General features: G+C 72.1%; 13 protein-coding genes and 1 riboswitch. Of the genes, 11 read left to right on the top strand and 2 right to left on the bottom strand.

Annotated features, from left to right (window positions below):
• Positions 1-43 precede the first annotated feature (43 nt).
• The gene (locus EES43_RS15035) at positions 44-1357 is read right to left on the bottom strand and encodes a cobalamin biosynthesis protein CobG (protein ID WP_124269204.1); all 1314 of its coding nucleotides are present in this window, start codon (positions 1355-1357) and stop codon (positions 44-46) included.
• Between the two features lie 317 nt (positions 1358-1674).
• A riboswitch (cobalamin riboswitch) is annotated at positions 1675-1754 on the top strand.
• 92 nt (positions 1755-1846) lie between these two features.
• Between EES43_RS15035 and cobN the strand changes: the two genes are divergently transcribed.
• Positions 1847-5452 carry a cobaltochelatase subunit CobN gene (cobN, locus tag EES43_RS15040; RefSeq protein WP_124269205.1) on the top strand — a complete coding sequence of 1202 codons (3606 nt, stop codon included), beginning with the start codon at positions 1847-1849 and terminating at the stop codon, positions 5450-5452.
• 79 nt (positions 5453-5531) lie between these two features.
• On the top strand, positions 5532-6629 hold the full coding sequence (locus tag EES43_RS15045) for a hypothetical protein (protein ID WP_241192430.1): 1098 nt from the start codon (positions 5532-5534) through the stop codon (positions 6627-6629).
• Positions 6630-6917: 288 nt separating this feature from the next.
• Here the strand turns inward: EES43_RS15045 and EES43_RS15050 are convergent, their stop codons facing one another.
• A complete protein-coding gene (locus tag EES43_RS15050) occupies positions 6918-8807 on the bottom strand; it encodes a lysyl oxidase family protein (RefSeq protein ID WP_206430057.1) in 1890 nt (629 codons plus the stop codon).
• 411 nt (positions 8808-9218) lie between these two features.
• On the opposite strand from EES43_RS15050, the gene EES43_RS15055 reads away from it, so the two are divergent.
• From EES43_RS15055 to EES43_RS15095, 9 genes are all read left to right on the top strand, one after another.
• Positions 9219-9680 (top strand): hypothetical protein, encoded by a 462-nt coding sequence (locus EES43_RS15055; protein WP_124269207.1) that lies wholly within the window; start codon positions 9219-9221, stop codon positions 9678-9680.
• Between the two features lie 279 nt (positions 9681-9959).
• The gene (locus EES43_RS31355; RefSeq protein WP_241192431.1) at positions 9960-10460 is read left to right on the top strand and encodes a hypothetical protein; all 501 of its coding nucleotides are present in this window, start codon (positions 9960-9962) and stop codon (positions 10458-10460) included.
• Complete coding sequence (locus EES43_RS31360) at positions 10454-10660, top strand: hypothetical protein (RefSeq protein ID WP_241192432.1); 207 nt, start codon at positions 10454-10456, stop codon at positions 10658-10660. Before EES43_RS31355 ends, EES43_RS31360 begins: the two co-directional genes overlap by 7 nt.
• A gap of 134 nt (positions 10661-10794) precedes the next feature.
• Positions 10795-11529 (top strand): hypothetical protein, encoded by a 735-nt coding sequence (locus tag EES43_RS15065; RefSeq protein ID WP_241192433.1) that lies wholly within the window; start codon positions 10795-10797, stop codon positions 11527-11529.
• An 852-nt stretch (positions 11530-12381) separates the two neighbouring features.
• The gene (locus EES43_RS15075; protein WP_124269208.1) at positions 12382-13191 is read left to right on the top strand and encodes a toll/interleukin-1 receptor domain-containing protein; all 810 of its coding nucleotides are present in this window, start codon (positions 12382-12384) and stop codon (positions 13189-13191) included.
• The gene (locus EES43_RS15080) at positions 13188-15176 is read left to right on the top strand and encodes a hypothetical protein (RefSeq protein WP_124269209.1); all 1989 of its coding nucleotides are present in this window, start codon (positions 13188-13190) and stop codon (positions 15174-15176) included. The genes EES43_RS15075 and EES43_RS15080 overlap by 4 nt, the downstream gene beginning before the upstream one ends.
• Complete coding sequence (locus tag EES43_RS15085; RefSeq protein ID WP_124269210.1) at positions 15173-16561, top strand: hypothetical protein; 1389 nt, start codon at positions 15173-15175, stop codon at positions 16559-16561. The genes EES43_RS15080 and EES43_RS15085 overlap by 4 nt, the downstream gene beginning before the upstream one ends.
• A 2-nt stretch (positions 16562-16563) precedes the next feature.
• Positions 16564-17406 (top strand): hypothetical protein, encoded by an 843-nt coding sequence (locus tag EES43_RS15090; RefSeq protein WP_124269211.1) that lies wholly within the window; start codon positions 16564-16566, stop codon positions 17404-17406.
• Positions 17390-17671 (top strand): helix-turn-helix transcriptional regulator, encoded by a 282-nt coding sequence (locus EES43_RS15095; RefSeq protein WP_124269212.1) that lies wholly within the window; start codon positions 17390-17392, stop codon positions 17669-17671. The genes EES43_RS15090 and EES43_RS15095 overlap by 17 nt, the downstream gene beginning before the upstream one ends.
• Positions 17672-17709 lie beyond the last annotated feature (38 nt).

The following is a 17709-nucleotide window of genomic DNA, read 5'->3' on the forward strand; positions in this document are numbered from 1 at the left end:
GTGATGTGCTGATGTGTCGCAATGCCGAAAGGTCCGGGGTTGCTCAGGCGCGGGCCTCGGCCACCGCCGCCGCGAGCGCGGACGGGTCGTCGCGGACCGTCGCCCGGGGCTCGGGCCGTTCTCCCCGTACGTGCGAGATCCGGTGCCCGTCGGGGGTGGCGACCACGTCGATCCACTCCCCGTGCGGGTGGCCGCAGCGGCGTTCGCACCCGGACCAGTAGACAGGCAGCCGCCCGACCGGCCCGACGGCGGCCCCGGCTTCGGCCCGTACGTCGGCCAGCGACTTCGCGCAGCCCGGACGGCCGACGCAGGCTCCCACGCCGGTCCACGGGGAGTCGGGTCCGGTGATCAGCCCGGCCGCCGCCGTCGCGCGCAGAACCTCCGCCGCGGCGGCCTCGCCGTTCTGCCCGAAGGGCCCGGGGACGACGACCCCGCGCCAGGGGGTGAGCCGCAGTTCGCCCCCGTACCGCCGGGCCGTCCCGGTGAGCAGCCGCCACTGCCGGGGGGCGAGCCGCCCCAGGGGTACGCCGACGCTGATCGCGGTGGCGTGCGGGCCCGACACGGGACCGGGCCGTGGGGCCGTCGCCGTGTGCGGGCGGGGGCGGAGGACGGTACCCGGACGGGTCACCGCCCCGACGACCCGAGTGACTTCCGCGACCTCCGCGACCAGTGCGGCGCGTGCGGCGTCGGGCAGGTCCTTCACGCGCCAGGCCCCGCTGTCGCGGGCGGCGCGGAGGAACGCCTCGGCGGCCAGGAGCGCGGCCCGCGGCCCCTCGGCGGCGGAGACCGGGAACACCGCGTCGCCCGCGCCGACCCGGAGGAGCCCCCCGTCGCCCTCCGCGATCAGGGTCACGTCCGCGCCGAGGGCGTCCACGTCTCCCCGGCCGTCGTCGAGGGCGAAGAGGAAGCGGCCGGAGAGCCCGGCGGCGGTGGCCGACCCGCACACCAGCCGGTCCAGCGCGGTCAGCCAGGTCCCCAGCGCGGGCCGTCCGTCGAGCCCGGCCAGCGGCGAGGCCACGATGTTGCGGGCCCGTTCGTGGGCGGCGGAGGGCAGCAGCCCGGCTGCCGTGAGCAGCTCGGCCGGCCCGCTGCCGCAGTCCGCGCCGAGGCCGCGCACCTGGACGTTGCCCCGCGAGGTGAGATGCAGCTCACCGTCCCCGAACCGCTCGGCCACCGCCAGCAGGGCGTCCGCCTGATCCGCCCTCAGCACTCCGCCGGGCACCCGTACGCGCGCCAGCGCACCGTCGTCGGCCCGGTGCAGCCGCAGCGTCCCGGGGCAGGCGTCGCCGCCGCTGCGGGTCGGTGCGCCGCCCGTGGAACGGGGCGAGGGGGCGGATTCGGGCATGGCGGCGAGCATACCGACCGCTCTGATCCGATCAGCTCCGATCCGTCCGCCGGGCTCGCCGCTGTGACCTGCGGGACAGCGGACCGCGACGGGCCGAGGCGGGCCGCGCGGCCTCTCGGCGGAGTGGGCGCCACCGCCCGCGTCGTCCTGCGGCGGAGTGGTCGCCGCCCGCCCGCGTCGTCCTGCGGCGGAGTGGTTGCCGCCCGCCCGTGACGCCCCGCGGCGGAGTGATCGCCACCGCACCCACGCCCCATGTCCGGGCCCCGCCCCCGCCGCTTAGGATGCCTACGGCGGTCCGTTCAGGCCGCCGTCGCCAGACGGCGACAGGGGAGGAAGCCCGGTGCGATTCCGGCGCGGTCCCGCCACTGTGAGCCCGGCCGCCACCACCGGCCGGGTGAGTCAGGAACTCCCTTCCCCGAGCGCTCGGCTCCGCCCGATCGAGCAGGGGAGACCTCCGACACCGCCCGGGGCGTGGACACCCCGAGGAAGGCCTGACGCAGCATGATTCTGCTCCTGTCGACGTCCGACACCGACCTGCTGAGCGCCCGTGCCTCCGAGGGACCGGTCACCTACCGGTACGCCAACCCCTCCCGCGTCGCCCTCGACGGCCTTCCCGAGCTGCTGGACGGAGCCGAGCTCGTCGTCGTACGCCTCCTCGGCGGCGTACGGGCGTGGCAGGAAGGGCTCGACCAGGTGCTGGCCACCGGCCGGCCGGTCGTCGTCCTGACCGGTGAGCAGGCCCCCGACGCCCAGTTGATGGCCGCCTCCACCGTGCCGATCGGCATCGCCGCCGAGGCGCACGCCTACCTCGCGCACGGCGGGCCCGCCAACCTGGAGCAGTTGGCCCGGTTCCTGTCCGACACCGTGCTGCTGACCGGCCACGGCTTCGAGCCGCCCGCCCCGGCCCCGGCGTGGGGCCCGCTGGAGCGCGCCGCCGGTCCCGTGCCCGAGGGCGCGCCGACCGTCGCCGTCCTCTACTACCGCGCCCACCACATGAGCGGGAACACGGCGTTCGTCGACGCGCTGTGCACCGCCGTGGAGGACGCCGGAGCCCGCCCGCTCCCGCTCTACGTGGCGTCGCTGCGCACGCCCGAGCCGGAGCTGATCGACGGACTCCGCGCCGCCGACGCCATCGTGACCACGGTCCTCGCGGCCGGCGGCACCCGGCCCGCCGAGGCGTCGGCCGGCGGCGACGACGAGTCGTGGGACGCGGGCGCGCTGACCGCCCTCGACGTGCCGATCCTCCAGGCGCTGTGCCTGACCAGCCCGCGTACGGCGTGGGAGGAGAACGACGAGGGCGTCTCCCCGCTGGACGCGGCCACCCAGATCGCGGTGCCCGAGTTCGACGGCCGGCTGATCACGGTCCCGTTCTCGTTCAAGGAGATCGACGAGGACGGCCTGCCCGCGTACGTCGCCGACGCCGAGCGCGCCGCCCGGGTCGCCGGGATCGCCGTACGCCACGCGCGGCTGCGCACGATCCCGAACGCGGAGAAGCGGATAGCCCTGGTGCTCTCCGCCTACCCGACCAAGCACTCCCGGATCGGCAACGCGGTGGGCCTGGACACCCCGGCCAGCGCCGTCGCCCTGCTGCGCCGACTGCGCTCCGAGGGGTACGACTTCGGGCCCGAGGAGGACATCCCGGGCCTGGTCTCCGGCGACGGCGACGAGCTGATCCGCGCGCTGATCGAAGCGGGCGGCCACGACCGGGAGTGGCTGACCGAGGAGCAGCTGGCCCGCAACCCGGTGCGCATCCCGGCCGCCGACTACCGCCGCTGGTTCGCCACGCTCCCCGAGGAGCTGCGCGACGCGGTGGAGCGGCACTGGGGCCCGGCCCCCGGCGAGATGTTCGTCGACCGCTCGGCCAACCCGGAGGGCGACATCGTCCTCGCGGCCCTGCGGCGCGGCAACCTCCTCATCCTCATCCAGCCGCCGCGCGGTTTCGGCGAGAACCCGATCGCGATCTACCACGACCCCGATCTGCCGCCCTCGCACCACTACCTGGCCGCCTACCGCTGGATCGCCGCCTCCGCCGAGGACCGCGGCTTCGGCGCGGACGCGATGATCCACCTGGGCAAGCACGGCAACCTGGAGTGGCTGCCCGGCAAGAACGCGGGCCTGTCCGCCGCCTGCGGCCCCGACGCGGCCCTCGGCGATCTCCCGCTGGTCTACCCGTTCCTGGTGAACGACCCGGGCGAGGGGACGCAGGCCAAGCGCCGCGTCCACGCCACGCTGATCGACCACCTGGTGCCGCCGATGGCCCGCGCGGACAGCTACGGCGACATCGCGCGCCTGGAGCAACTCCTCGACGAACACGCGCAGATCGCCGCGATGGACCCGGCGAAGCTGCCCGCGATCCGGGCGCAGATCTGGACGCTGATCCAGGCCGCCAAGCTCGACCACGACCTCGGGGTGGCGGACCGCCCGGAGGACGAGGGCTTCGACGACTTCATCATGCATCTCGACGGCTGGCTCTGCGAGATCAAGGACGTCCAGATCCGCGACGGACTGCACGTCCTCGGCAACCCGCCGGCCGGGAACGACCGGGTCAACCTGGTGCTGGCGGTGCTGCGCGCCCGGCAGATCTGGGGCGGTACGGCGTCGCTGCCGGGCCTGCGCGAGGCGCTGGGCCTGGACGAGTCCGCCGCCACCCGCACCGCCGCCGACGAGATCGAGGAGCAGGCCCGCGCCCTGGTCCAGGCGATGGACGACGCCGGCTGGGACCCGTCGGCCGTCGCGTCCGTGGCCGCCGGGCACCCGGAGGCGGTGGCCGACATCCTGACCTTCGCGGCCACCGAGGTCGTCCCGCGCATGGCCGCCACGACCGACGAACTCACGCACGCCGTGCACGCGTTGAACGGCGGGTTCGTCCCGGCGGGCCCCTCCGGATCGCCGCTGCGCGGCCTGGTCAACGTGCTGCCGACCGGCCGCAACTTCTACTCCGTCGACCCGAAGGCCGTGCCCTCCAAGCTCGCCTGGGAGACCGGCCAGGCGCTGGCCGACTCGCTCCTGACCCGCTACCGCGCCGACAACGGCGACTGGCCCACCTCCGTCGGCCTCTCCCTGTGGGGCACCAGCGCGATGCGCACGGCGGGCGACGACATCGCGGAGGCGTTCGCGCTGCTCGGCATCCGCCCCGTCTGGGACGACGCCTCGCGCCGCGTGACGGGCCTGGAGCCGATCCCGTACGCCGAGCTGGGCCGGCCCAGGATCGACGTGACGCTCCGCATCTCGGGCTTCTTCCGCGACGCGTTCCCGCACACGGTCGGGCTGCTGGACGACGCCGTACGGCTGGCCGCCTCGCTCGACGAGCCCGCCGAGCAGAACCACGTACGGGCGCACACCCAGGCCGATCTGGCCGAGCACGGCGACGAGCGCCGCGCCACCACCCGCATCTTCGGTTCCCGCCCCGGCACCTACGGCGCGGGCCTCCTCCAGCTCATCGACTCCCGCGACTGGCGCACCGACGCCGACCTCGCCGAGGTGTACACGGTGTGGGGCGGTTACGCCTACGGCCGCGAGCTGGACGGCCGCCCGGCCCGCGAGGAGATGGAGACCGCGTACCGGCGCATCGAGGTCGCCGCGAAGAACACCGACACCCGCGAGCACGACATCGCGGACTCCGACGACTACTTCCAGTACCACGGCGGCATGGTGGCCGCGGTGCGCGCGCTGAAGGGCACGGCCCCGGAGGCGTACATCGGGGACTCCACCCGCCCCGAGACGGTCCGCACCCGTACGCTCGTCGAGGAGACGTCCCGCGTCTTCCGCGCCCGCGTCGTCAACCCGAAGTGGATCGAGGCGATGCGCCGCCACGGTTACAAGGGCGCGTTCGAGCTGGCGGCCACGGTGGACTACCTCTTCGGCTACGACGCGACGACGGGCGTCGTCGCGGACTGGATGTACGACAAGCTCACCGAGACGTACGTACTGGACCCGGAGAACCGCCGCTTCCTCCAGGAGGCCAACCCCTGGGCGCTGCACGGCATCGCGGAACGGCTGCTGGAGGCCGAGTCGCGGGGCATGTGGGCCAAGCCGGACCCGGCGGTGCTGGACGCGCTGCGCCAGGTCTACCTGGAGACGGAAGGCGACCTGGAGGGCGAGGACTGACCCCGGCGGCCCGACCGTCGCCGATTCGACGCCGTGAACACCCTGCCCCGGCACCCCTCCGCCCGGCACAATCATGCTCATGGCGACGATGGACGCGGGGCAGGGGACAGCGCGGCGCAGGGTGAGCCGGACGGCCGCGGCCCTCCGCGGCATGGTGTTGGGCGGGCTGACCGGCGCGGTGATCGCCGGCTTCGTGGTCGCGGTGATCCTGGAGGACTTCTACATCCTCGGGACGACGGGCGCGGTCGTCCTCTTCGTCATCCTGGCGATCATCGCGGAGGACCGGCTGCGGTCGTCCCGCCGGACCCCGCCGGTCACGCGTACCGCTCTGGCGCGGATCGAGGATCTGCGTGCGACGAACGGCGAGTTGGCGGACGTGCCCGTCTCGTTCGACCTGACGGTCGCACCGGACGACCGCCCGGCGTACCGGGTGAGGACGAGCCAGCAGATCAACCTCGTCGACCTGCCGGACTACCGGCCGCAGGGAATCGTGGTGGTGCGGTACCGCCCCGACGAGCCGTGGGAGGTGGCGGTCGTCGTCCGGCCGAGCGAGGAGTGGAGGCGCCGGGCGGCCATGGGGAAGATCGACTCCGCTCCCGACAGCAGCCGGGTCAGCGACCCGGAGCGCCTCGGCGGATTCTGCGTGGTGAGCCTGGTCTTCCTGCTGGCGGGAGCGGCGGCGGTGGTGTTCCTGTTCCGCGGCCCGCTGTTCGCGGAGACGGACGACGGCACTCCGCCGCAGCAGGGCTCGACGTCCTCGTCCTCCTCGACCACCCGGACGTTCTCGACGTCGACCACGGTCTCCGGCCCTTCGACGTCGATGCTCGTCCTCGGCCGGATGCGGGAGACGGCGGCCAAGCTGGCCGAGCGGGCGGAAGCCTCCAACGTCTCCGAACTCACCATCGAGGCGCACCGCATGGCGATCCGGGGAGACACGGGCCGCTCTCCCGCGGAGACGTTTCATGTGCAGATGCTGCCGTACGAGCTGTTCCCGGGGCTGATTCGCGAGGCGCAGACGGGCCTGGGGGTCCGCAACCCCCGGAGCTGGCGCATCGAGGTGACGCCGGCCGGGAACGGGGCGCCGAAGATCAAGGTCTCGGTGACGGGCAAGGAGGGAACGGCGCATCTGGAGGCGGACGCGACGGCCCGGGTCACGGGCCGCGACCCGATCGGATAGGGCGCTGCGGGCCCTGCGGGCTCCGCGTGCGCTGCGGGCTCGGCGAGGTCTGCGTGCGCTGCGGGTCTGCGTGCGCTGCGGGTCTGCGGGCTCTGCGGGCGGGGCGAGAACCGCCGGCCCCGGGGAAGACCGGCCTCGGCGAAGACTTGCCCCGAGGAAAGACCGGCCCCGGGAGCGCCCCCGGGGCCGGCGGATTTCCTGTCTTCCTCGCCTGTCCTCCCCATCCTCCGTACTCCGCACTCGGCACTCCGTACTTCTACGGCGCGGAGGCGGGGCTCACGCGGGGAGTCAGTTCGCGTTCACCAGCTCGTGCGCCGGGACCTGCACGGTGCGGGCGCCCTTCTTGCCGCCCAGGACGACCTTGCGGAGCGCGCTGTTGTTCTTGAGGTTGGTCTCCTTGAGCCGGTTCTCCGGGTTGGCCAGGACCTGGATGTAGTAGGTGCCGTTGGGCAGGCCGGTGATGTCGAAGGACTGGCCGGGCAGATCCTGGGTGTAGGTGTCACCGGAGCCGACGTCGAGGACCTCGCGGACGGAGATCGAGTTCTCCTGGCCGCACGCGGTGGACAGGTCGGTGTTCTGCGGGTGCCAGTTGGCGTTCTTGACGGTGTAGTCGACGGCGTCGGTGTTGGCCAGGCAGAAGGCCTCCTTGCCGCTGCGCACGGTCTCCTTCTTGTCGGCCTTCAGCAGCCGGTAGCTGGCGAAGTCCGTGAAGTGCCAGTGCTCGTGGCCCGGCCGCGGGTCCCACTCCATGGTGCCGGTCGGGGTGTAGCCGATCTGCTTGCCCTGGGCGTCGTAGAAGTACTGGTAGGCGTCCATCAGCTCCTTGCCCGGGGAGCGGAAGCCGTCCACGACGAGCTTGGCCGGGCCCGCGTTCCACACGTTGGCGCTGAAGGCGAGGTAGTCCTTGCCGGGCACGTCCTCGTAGCCGTCGCTGACGGTGATGCCGTACGCGGGCAGCGAGCGCAGGTCGGGCTTGGGCACATCGGGCACGACGGCCTTGCCGGAGGGCCGCTTCGCGTTGGGCCGGGCGGCGGTCGCCTGTCGTGACCCGTCGGTCTGGCCGGCCTTGTCGCCCATCTGGGCGGCGCCGAAGGCCTGACGCTTGAGGGAGTCCTTCTTCAGGGCCCACGGAAGGGCGGGCGGCGCGGGGGCGTAGGGGCCGTGGCCGACGTTGAACGTGGGCGTCGCACCGCTCGTGGCGGCGGCGGGCGCGAGCTGGCGGGCGACGCCGTGCCCGGCGTGCGCGGAAGGCCCGGTAGTTCCGGCAGGACCGGAAGACGCTGGGGCGTCCTGCCCGGAGGCTCCGCTCATGGTGTGCCCGGCGTGCCCGGAACCGGCAGGCATCTGGTGCCCGGAACCGCCGGCCATCCGGTGCTCGGCGTGCGCGCTCTTGGCCCGGCTACCGGGGGCGGGGGCAGGGGCTGGGGCGGCGCTGCGGGACTCGACCGCGCCGTTGCCGCCCTCCTCGTAACTGCGCTCGCGCACGGTCAGCTTGACCTTCTGCGGCTTGTCGGCGATGCCGAACAGGTCGCGGTACTTCTTCGCCACGCCGATCGTGGCGGTGTAGCTTCCGGCTGCCAGCTGGACGGGCTTGGAGTAGTACCCGGCGTAGGTGTTGGACGCCCAACCGTTCTCGACGCCCCATACGGAGCCGAGGGTGAACGGGTTGATCGGGCAGCTCTGCGGATACTTCGAGTTGGCCGGGGCGTCCGGTCGGACGCGCCCGGAGGCGTTGTTCGGGCAGAACGCCTCCGCCCGCGTCAGCACGGTCTTGCCCGCGCTGTCGGTGACCTTGATCTGCGCGAAGCCCGGCAGCCCGGAGAAGTCCTTCACCAGGTTGGCGGGAAGCGCCTTGGTCGTGGTCTTCTTCCCGTCCCGGACGACCTGGGAGACGACGACGGGGTCCTTGTAGGACTTCCGGGTCACCTTGAGCTCGAAGGCTCCGCTCTCGGAGGTGAGGTAGGTGCCGAGGTCCAGGTAGACGCCCGGCTCCTCCTTCCACGAGTCGAGGGTCACCGAGGCGGAGGCGGCGATCAGACTGAGCTTCGGCCCCGGCGCGGCCTTGGCGGCGTCGGGCGCGGCGGCCACGATGCCCGCGGTCACGGCGATGGCGGCGGAGACTGCGATGGCGGGACGGGTGAGGCGTTTCGTGCTGCTCTGCTGAGAACTGGTCATCATTCCTCGTACTTCCGGCTTCCGAGTGCGTGATGGAACGGTGGACGAGCAGCACCCGCCCTACTGTGTTCTGTGGCGAAGCTGTGTCCTCCCTGTGAGAGGCCGCCGAGGGTGTATCGGGTTGTCTGCTCTCCCGCGGATGGCCGAGGGTTGGCCGAAAACTGACGGAAGCCGCCGAGCGCACGACGCGATCCGGTCACAGTCGACCGGGGGCACGGATCTTTCCCGCTGATGATCGATCGATCCCCGATCCCCGATCCCCGATCCCCGATCCCCGATCCCCGATCCCCGATCCCCGATCCCCGATCCGCATCCGAACAGGACCAGTTACCAAGAAAATGGATACATTTTCAGGTCCGGCGGGCGGTGACCGAACCGAAGCAGGGCCCGTCGCGCGGGACGGGGGATATGCGTATGGCTTGGGAAGAGTGGGAGAGGGCCAAGGAAGCGGCGGCACGGGGCGAGACGGGGATGCGGCTGAACGAGGCCGGCCCGGCAGGCGCCGCCGCTCCGGATCTGGTGGTGCACCAGGACGACCTGGGGGCCGTGGGCCATGAGGCGTTCGTTTTGCACGGCGAGCTGAAGAAGCGCGCGGACATCGCCGGGACGGGCGCGGACAGGAGCGGGTCCGGATCCACCATGCAGGCGGCTGCCGCGCTCAAGGGCCACAACTTCGAGCTCGGGGCGGAGCTGGAGACGACCGTCGAGGTCTGGACCTCACAGGTGAAGCATGTCCTCCAGGCGTGCGCCCACATCTCCAACCACCTGGACTTCAGCAAGAAGCTGCACGCCCACGACGACGCCGAGATCGCCACGGAGATCGGCGGCCGTGCGGGGCCGGTGTCCGTGTCCGCCCTGAACGACTACTTCAGGTAGGGGGAACCATGGCTCGGCTCACCTACACGGACCTCATGGCCATGGACCTCGGCAAGCTCGCCACGGCGGTGTCCGACTGGACGACGATGGCCGGAGAACTGTCCAAGCTCGCCACCTCCGTACGCGACGGCCTCGCCAAGAAGGCGGCCGTCGCGCGGTGGCAAGGCGTCAATGCCACGGTCACCAGGGAGTTCGTGGGCCGGACGGCCAAGGAGTTCGCGGACCTGCACGCCGAGGCCGAGAGCACAGCAGGCCGAACTGCGCCGTCTGTGGGGGTCCTTGAGCCCCGAGGCGCGGGCTCAGCTCTGGCTGGGGCGGAAGGACGGCCTGATCGCCGCGGGCATTCTCAGCCCCACCATGCCGCAGATCGCGGCCGACGCGGGCGCGGGGAGGTACGACTCGCAGTCGGCGGGCTTCGACGAGTGGGCCACCAAGCAGAAGACGGAGCTGCTGACGGAGGGCGCCGACTGGAAGGGCATGACGGACGCGGCCCGCCACATGGACCACTACCTGGGGAACAGCGGCCGGCCCATGAACCTGCCCGTGGACAAGATGATGGTGGACGTCCCCGCGTTCAAGGCGTACGTCGATGACACCGTACGTATGCATCAGGACGAGTGGCGCCGACAGGCCGTCGAGGAGTTCAGGAGGAACGGAGGGAAGTCGGTCGCCTTCCCGGTCGAGGCAATCAGCCCGAGGGCTTCTACTTCGGTCAGGAAGTCGATGAGAACTCGTTCTACGCGGTGGGCGGCGCCAACAGCAACATCACCGGCGTGGTGACCGCCGTCCCGGACGCCGACGGCAACCCCAAGGTCGGCATCGACTACCAGGCGAACGTGTGGGACCGCTACAACGGGGACGAGGGCAAGGGAGTCAAGGTGGGCCCGCTCGACATTCCCGACGGGCAGATGGCCAAGCTGCACAGGGTCGGCTACGCCCAGGAGTTCGACATGGCGGGCAGCAGCGACGTCCAGCACTAGGATCTCGGCTCCGCGAAACCCGACGAGGACCCACTCCCGGGCCCCGGCGAGAGCAGAGACGGGCGTCTGGACCCCGGCCGGGAGCAGCAGCAGGACCGTACGACGCACAGGCCGCCGGGAAGGACCTCGGTCAGGTGAACGACGTGAACGACGACTACGCGTACCGGCCCCCCGAGGTTCCCTCCGGCGGCGGCCGAGGCCGGCGCCGGTGGATCGTCGCCGCGGTGGTGGCCGGCGTGCTGGTCCTCTCCGGCGCGGCGGTCGCGGCCGGCCTGCTCCTCCCGGGCGACGGCGGCGGCGAGGAGGCGTCCGGCCGCTCGACGGAACGGGGGGCGGACACGGGCTGGGCGGAGGGCGTCACCCCGGCCTGGATGAGCGAGCACCTGGGTCTCGACAGCCCGGCCACCGCACAGTCCCCGCAGGCCACCTACGAGGTCACCTCCCGCTTCGACACCGGCGTCCTGACGTTCACGCTGACGAGATCCGAGGCGGAGGACTACCTGGCGGCCCACCCGCCGAAGGGCAAGTGGCTGGAGCCGGCATCGGCACAGCCCGACGTGCCCGCCCACGACTTCGCGCACCTGGGCCTCACGGAACCGGAGACCCTGAGGGAGGGCGTCCGCTACGGCTACGTCTGCCCCGGCGCCGCCGAGCCCACCGCGAGCCCGCAGACCTCCGGCGCACCGGACACGCCGTACGACATGGAAGAGGGCTACGACACCTCCGAAGAGCGCTGCGTACGCCTGTACGCCCACGCGTACTCGCCGCAGCGCACCCGCATCTACCTCCGCGCCCACTTCGAACCGGGCATCAGCCCCCTCCCGGCCGCCGCGTCGCCCTCACCCTCGCCTTCGACGCCGGAGGGCTGAAGCGCCCCGGAACAGCGGCGCACTACCGCCGGAGGTGCCTTCGTCGGCGCGGGTGGCTGGTGGTGCGCGGCGGTTTCATAGCGCCGCCCCCTTTCCGCGCGGAAGGCGGAAATCCCCCTCTCGATGTCAACAGTCGCGGAGTCCACGATCGACATTCGTGCCGGAAAGTACCGAGACGTCTCGACCAAGGATCCGTGTCGCTGCGTACGTGGTCCGGCATCGCGACCCTCCTGAACTGCTGGTGTTCGACCATGCCTGCATGCAGGCAGGCCGGAAGCAGGCACGCGGGACCACGCAGGACAGGTCAAGGCGGGCGATGGACTGGAAGTAGCAGTCCTTCGGAGGTCGCTGAGGAATCGGTTCTGCTGACAGCGAGGGTGGTGGGGCACTGCCGTAGGGGACAAGCCTCCCCGACGCTGGGCAGCCACGACGAACCAGTTTCTTCCACCAGACACCGATCCTGGGCGACGAGCGGGCCTGTGGTCGAGCGCTCGACCGGCGAGCGATCTGCTCGCCTTCATGAGAGTCGCGCCCTCCGCCACCGTGCGCGCGGACGTACGCAGCCTGGACCGCGAATGGTCGCGGTTCCGCGAGACGCGGCGGTGCGTGGTATGCGGCCCGCGCCGGCCAATTCGCTGAACTCCGTTAATTGACTGGCCCATTCCGGTCGTGCCTCATCGGCTGAAATCCGAAGTACCCCGGCCCTCTCCCAGGCCAGGAGACTTCCTCGCCCGGTGACGCTTTCCCATGCCCTCTGCCGCGTGGAAGACCGAGCTCGCCCTATTTCCGGCGGGTGGCAGTCGCGCCATCCTCGCCTGGGCGACCACCCAGCACACACAGAAGGAAATCCGTATGCCTCTGATCTTTGTGAACTACCGGACCGACGACGAAGAAGCCACCGCCACGCTCGTGGACCGTGAGCTTTCCCGGGTGTTCGGCAGTGAGAACGTCTTCCGCGCGAGCAAGTCCATCGGGCCGGGAAGCCGGTTTCCACAGGAACTGCTCACCGCCGTCCGGCGCAGCAGTGTGATGCTGGCCGTCATCGGGCCTCGATGGCTGGCGGCAGCGGGATCCGGAGACCGGAGTCCACTGGAGGACGAGAACGACTGGACCCGGCGAGAGATCCGTGAGGCGCTGGAGACCGGCGCCGTCGTCATCCCCCTGCTGGTCGGCGGAGCGAAGCGGCTGCGGAGCGAAGACCTGCCCGCGGAGATCGGGGACCTCGCGGACTGTCAGTACCGGCGTCTCAACCACCGTAACGCCGAAGCGGATCTGGGAGGACTGGCCGACGACCTGGTGAGGCTGCTGCCCGAGCTGGCCGCCGCGGCCCGGAGCAACGGCCACCGTTCGCCCGCGGCCACGCCCGACGGCGGCAGGGAGGGGGACGCGGGCGGCGGGGCCGGGGCTTCCCGGGTGCGGGCGAGGGAGATCCAGCACCGCCAGCGGGGCGGCATCGGCAACATCAACGGTGACTTCTCCGGGACCTTCCTCAGTGAGCCCCGGGGCCCGGTCCACACCGGGAGCGGGCATCTCTACCACGCGCGTGAGCAGCACCCGGGCCCGCGGATCTCCAGCAACGGCGGTGCGGCGAACATCACGGCCGACCATCGCGAAGATGTCCAGCAGGGCGGCCGGAACGGACGCTCGGAGGACGGACAGTGACCGGTACTGGCGGCACATGGGTCAGCAACCCGCGGAGCCCCGTGCACAACGGGGCGGGAAACCAGTACAACGTCACCTACCACTGGTCGAGCGGGACCGAGAAGTTACAAGTCAGGGCCGGCGTCGACCGGCTGCAGATCGTCCGGGAACACCGGCTCCGCCTCGCCAGGTGCTTCGTGTACCCCCGTGGCTACGCGCGCGCCGCCGACCGGCTGACGCGTCCCGGTGCCGTGGTGATCCTTCAGGGCGCGCCCGGGTCGGGGCGGCGTTCGGCGGCCACCATGCTGCTGGAGGAGCGTTCGACGCCCGGGTGCAGGATCGAGGAGCTGCAGGCGGACCCGGAGGAGGGCGTCCAGGAGCCGTCGCCCGGCGACTGCTACCTGCTGGACCTCTCCCACGTCGGCGAGGGCGACTACTCGACGGCGCAGCGCACCTTCATCCGGTACCGCTCGCTCGTCGAGAAGCACGGCGCCCGCATGGTCGCCGTCTTCCCGGCGGGCCTGGAGTGGATGCTGGACGCGGAGCTCGTCCCGCTGGCGGTGGCCCTCGAACGGCCCCGGGGCCGGGCTGTCCTCAGCAGGCATCTGCGCGTACGGGGTGTGCCGTTCGCGCACGAGCAGCTGGGAACGGACGAGCTGAGCCACATGTTCGCCACCGCTCCCATGCGGGAACTGGACCGTCTGGCGGAACTGGTGGCACGGGCCAGGGACAGCGCCCAATACGGGACCGACTTCGTCCACTGGAGGGACGAGGCGATGGGCGCCGCGACCAACTGGTCGCGGCAGGTGGCACGGCAACTGCGGGAGCACCGGGGCGGTTCGGAGCGGGCCCTGCTGCTGGCGGCCGCCATGATGAGCGGCGCGGCGGCGGACACCGTCGTGGGCGCGGCGGGGCGGCTGCTGGAGCTCGTGTGCCACCCCCGGGACGAGACACCGGTGCTGGCACAGGAGGGTCTGGGAGAGCGGTTCGAGAAGCTGTCCCTCGTCCGGGAAGTCGATGGGCGGGTCCGGTTCGGGGGGCTCGCGTACGACGCCGCGGTCCGCAGGCACTTCTGGGAGAACTTTCCCGATCTGCGTCCGGGCTTCCGCGAGTGGGTGGAGCAGTGCACGGAACTCCCGGAGCTGGTTCCGGAGGAACGTACGCGCTTCGTCGGCCGATTCGCCGAACAGGCGCTGTCGTTCGGCCGGCCCGACGACCTCGTCGTACTCGTGGAGAAGTGGACCCGGCCGTCGGCCGGTGGCCGGCTCAGCGCCGAGGCCGCGACCCTGCTGGAACTGGGCCTCAGCGATGAGCTGCACGGGTCCCTCTTCCGCCATCGCGTCTACGAGTGGGCGGCGACGCGGACGGTTCTGGAGCCCGATCTCGCCCGCGTCCTGATCGGCGTCTGCCGCCACGTGATCGCCGTGACCCATCCGGGACAGGCCGTGGTCAGGCTCCGCCACCTCGCCGTGCGGCAGGAGCTTCCCGAGGCGCTGGTCCGGGAGGCACGATCGGCCCTGCTGCGACTGGCGCGGCGGAGCCGTCGCCTGTATGTGCGTTCGGTGGGGCCGCTGTTGCAGGGGGTGGGACGGGAGAACGGCCACCTTGACGTCCTCCTGGAGCTGCTGGAACCCGAGGATCTGCTGATCGAGCCCCCCTGGCAGGAGTTCACGCTCGCGTGGCGGGCGGTCATGGGCGGAAGAGCGGCGTCCGTCTGGTCTCCGGTCGTCCAGCGCTGGCTCACGCTGCTGGCGCGTGGGGAAGCGAGCGACCAGGTGCTCGACGCCCTGCTGCTGGCGGCCGCGGGCGACCGGGACCTGCTGAACAGGCTCTACGTGACGACCTGCGACTGGGCCGACTCGCGGGACGACGACTCCGCCGGGCGGGTCCCACGCGAGGACAGAACGCGGACCGCAGAGGCGTTCCGCCAGAAAATCGACCGTGCACAGGGAGTCGGGGGCATCCCCTCCGGTTCCGGTGCGCGAGGGAGCGGGGAAGGAACATGAATACCCATCACATCACGCGACTCCTGTCGGCCGGCCTTCTGATCGCCGTACTGGCCATGGGGAGAGCGCTCGACTGGCCGGTCTGGCTGTGGTTTCTGCTCCCGGCGCTCTGCGCCGGCGCCCTTCTGATCGACATGCGGGTGCCCCGTCCGGACGAAGGCGGCTTCGTACAGCACCCCGAGCCGCAGGAGGCGGAGGCCGCGGCCCCCGTCGAGAGTCCTTACCAGGAGACCTCGGTGGTGGTGGTGCCGGTCGAGAGCGCCGTCGCGGACTGCCCCTTCCTGTTCTCGGCGACCGTCTGGTGGCGGCTCGTGGACGAGGACGCCTCCTGGTCGCACCGCAACCCCGCTGCCCTGGCCTCGACGTCCGTTCTGCGGCGCGTACAGCGGATGACGTCGGCCGAACACCCCCAACGCTGCACCTTCCTGGAGCACTTCATGGAGGGCGTGCTGGGGATGCCCGCTCATGATGACGAGGGGTTGGTGATCGCCTTCGCCACGGACATCCGGCTCGTCCTGCGGCCGAAGGACCGGGACCACCTCGACGAACTGGACGGACTGCGCAAGGCCGTGGCCGCCTGGGAGGGCCGCCGGCAGCACGAGCGCAATCTCCGCGAGTACCTCGGGGACGACGTGCTGCGGAGTCCGGGCAGCGCGGTGGTGTGGTGGATGTCCCGCCATGAGGAGGAGATCGACCGCGCCGTGGAGATGATCGCACCGCTGACGGTCCTGTCGGCCGCCGCGAACGACGAGGAGATCCCGCAGGAGTACCGCGACCTGTTCCAGGCGCGCGGGAGTTCCGCCGAGGAGGACCCGACCGGCGGGTTCGACCACCCGGAGCCGATCGGCGAGGCGATGGCGTCGGCGGGCGGACCCGGCCGGCCGGGCGCGGATCCGCAGACCGCCCTGAGCGATCAACTGTCCGAGCTGTTGGGCAGTTTGGGGATCGACGAGGGTTCGGCCGAGGGCGAGGCATTCCTGCACCGCTGCGCCCGCGCGTCGGAGGCGGTCGGACGTCCGGAGGCGGCGGAGAGCATCCGCCGCACTCTGCGCGGGGACGGCGGGTGGGGAGGAGCGACCGCCTCCGGCCCCTTCGACGGCGGCGCGCCGGAACCGCCCTCGGCCCCCGGCGGCCCCGCTGCCTCCGGTGCCGCCTGCTCGCCGCCTCCGCACGACGCCGCACCGGACGGCCACGCGAGCTACGGGGCACAGCCGCACCGCACCACTGGCTGGCAGGTCACACCCGAGGGCGCGGTGTCCGAAGCTGCCGAAGCGCCCGAGTCGACCGAGACGCCCTGGCAGGGCCCCGACGTCCCGAGGCAGCCGGGCCGCGGCCCGAACACGGCTGGGGACGAGTGGTGGCAGCGCGCGGGAGAGGAGGGGTGAGCATGTCACCGGCACACGACGTCTTCACCCGCATCTGCCGGTCTGTGGAGGACCGGTACGGCGACCACACGGTGCTCTGCGGCGGCGCGGACCGACGCCCGACACCGTTCTGCGGCGCGGAGGGAACCTCCCTGGACGACCTGGCATCGCGCGCCGTCCGCGGCGCCCCGGGAAGCCTCGCGAGGATCACCGCCTGGCGGCACATCGCCTGCCACCTGAGCGTGGAGACGGAGAAGACGCGGCAGGCGGAGAGCGGACCGGACGGGATCGGTCGGGATGGGATCGGTCCGGACGGGAGCGGACCGGACTGGACCCTGATCGCTGTAGGGATGCTCACACCGCGTCTGCGGGGAGCGGCACACGCGATCGCCCGCCGCACGGGCGCCGAGCGGGCCGACGTCGCCTCCGCCGTGCTGCAGGGGGCCCTGGAGGCCGCGCGGGCCGTCGAGAGGACGGAGGAGGGGCGGCAGATCGAGCAGCACCTGATCGGCGCGGCGTTCGCCGTCGGGTGGCGGACGGGTCGGCGCAGTCCGAAGGAGACGCCCGTCGGGGAAGTCGGAGAACGGGACGCGTCACGTGAGGAGCCGGCACCGCAGCACATGGACACCGCACCCGGCGAACTCGTACGCGTCGAGGCGATGTCCGGTGCGCTCGTGCAGCAGGCCCAGGGCGAGCGCCTGGGCTCGTTGGCGCACCGCATGGGCCTGCTGACGCATGTGCGCCAGGTACGCCGGTACAGGCGGGCTCGTCAACCGCGTACCGTCGTCCACCATCCGCCCGGCGAGCCGAACGGGCAGCCGTGCCTCTTCGAGACGCGAGGAGCCACCGATGAAGAGCCCTGGTGAGGAGTCCGTGCCCTTCTCGGCGGTATTCGGACTTCCCGCCGAGGTCGGACTGCGCCGAGCGGCGGTCGCGTTGGATCTCAGCCCGACGACCGCGTACCGGCGGGCCCGGCGAGGGGACTTCCCCTGCCCGGTGCGCAGGTCCGGACGACGGTACGTGGTGCGGCTGCCGGATCTGATGCGCGCACTCGGCATTCAGGACGTACGGGTGCGCTACGACGACGTCGAAGCGGGGGCCCGATTCGCCGGCGGCGAGGCCGACGACTGAGACGGTGAACGTCGAAGGCCCCGACCGGTTTCCCGGTC

Source organism: Streptomyces sp. ADI96-02 (assembly GCF_003846185.1).
Taxonomy (GTDB): Bacteria; Actinomycetota; Actinomycetes; order Streptomycetales; family Streptomycetaceae; genus Streptomyces.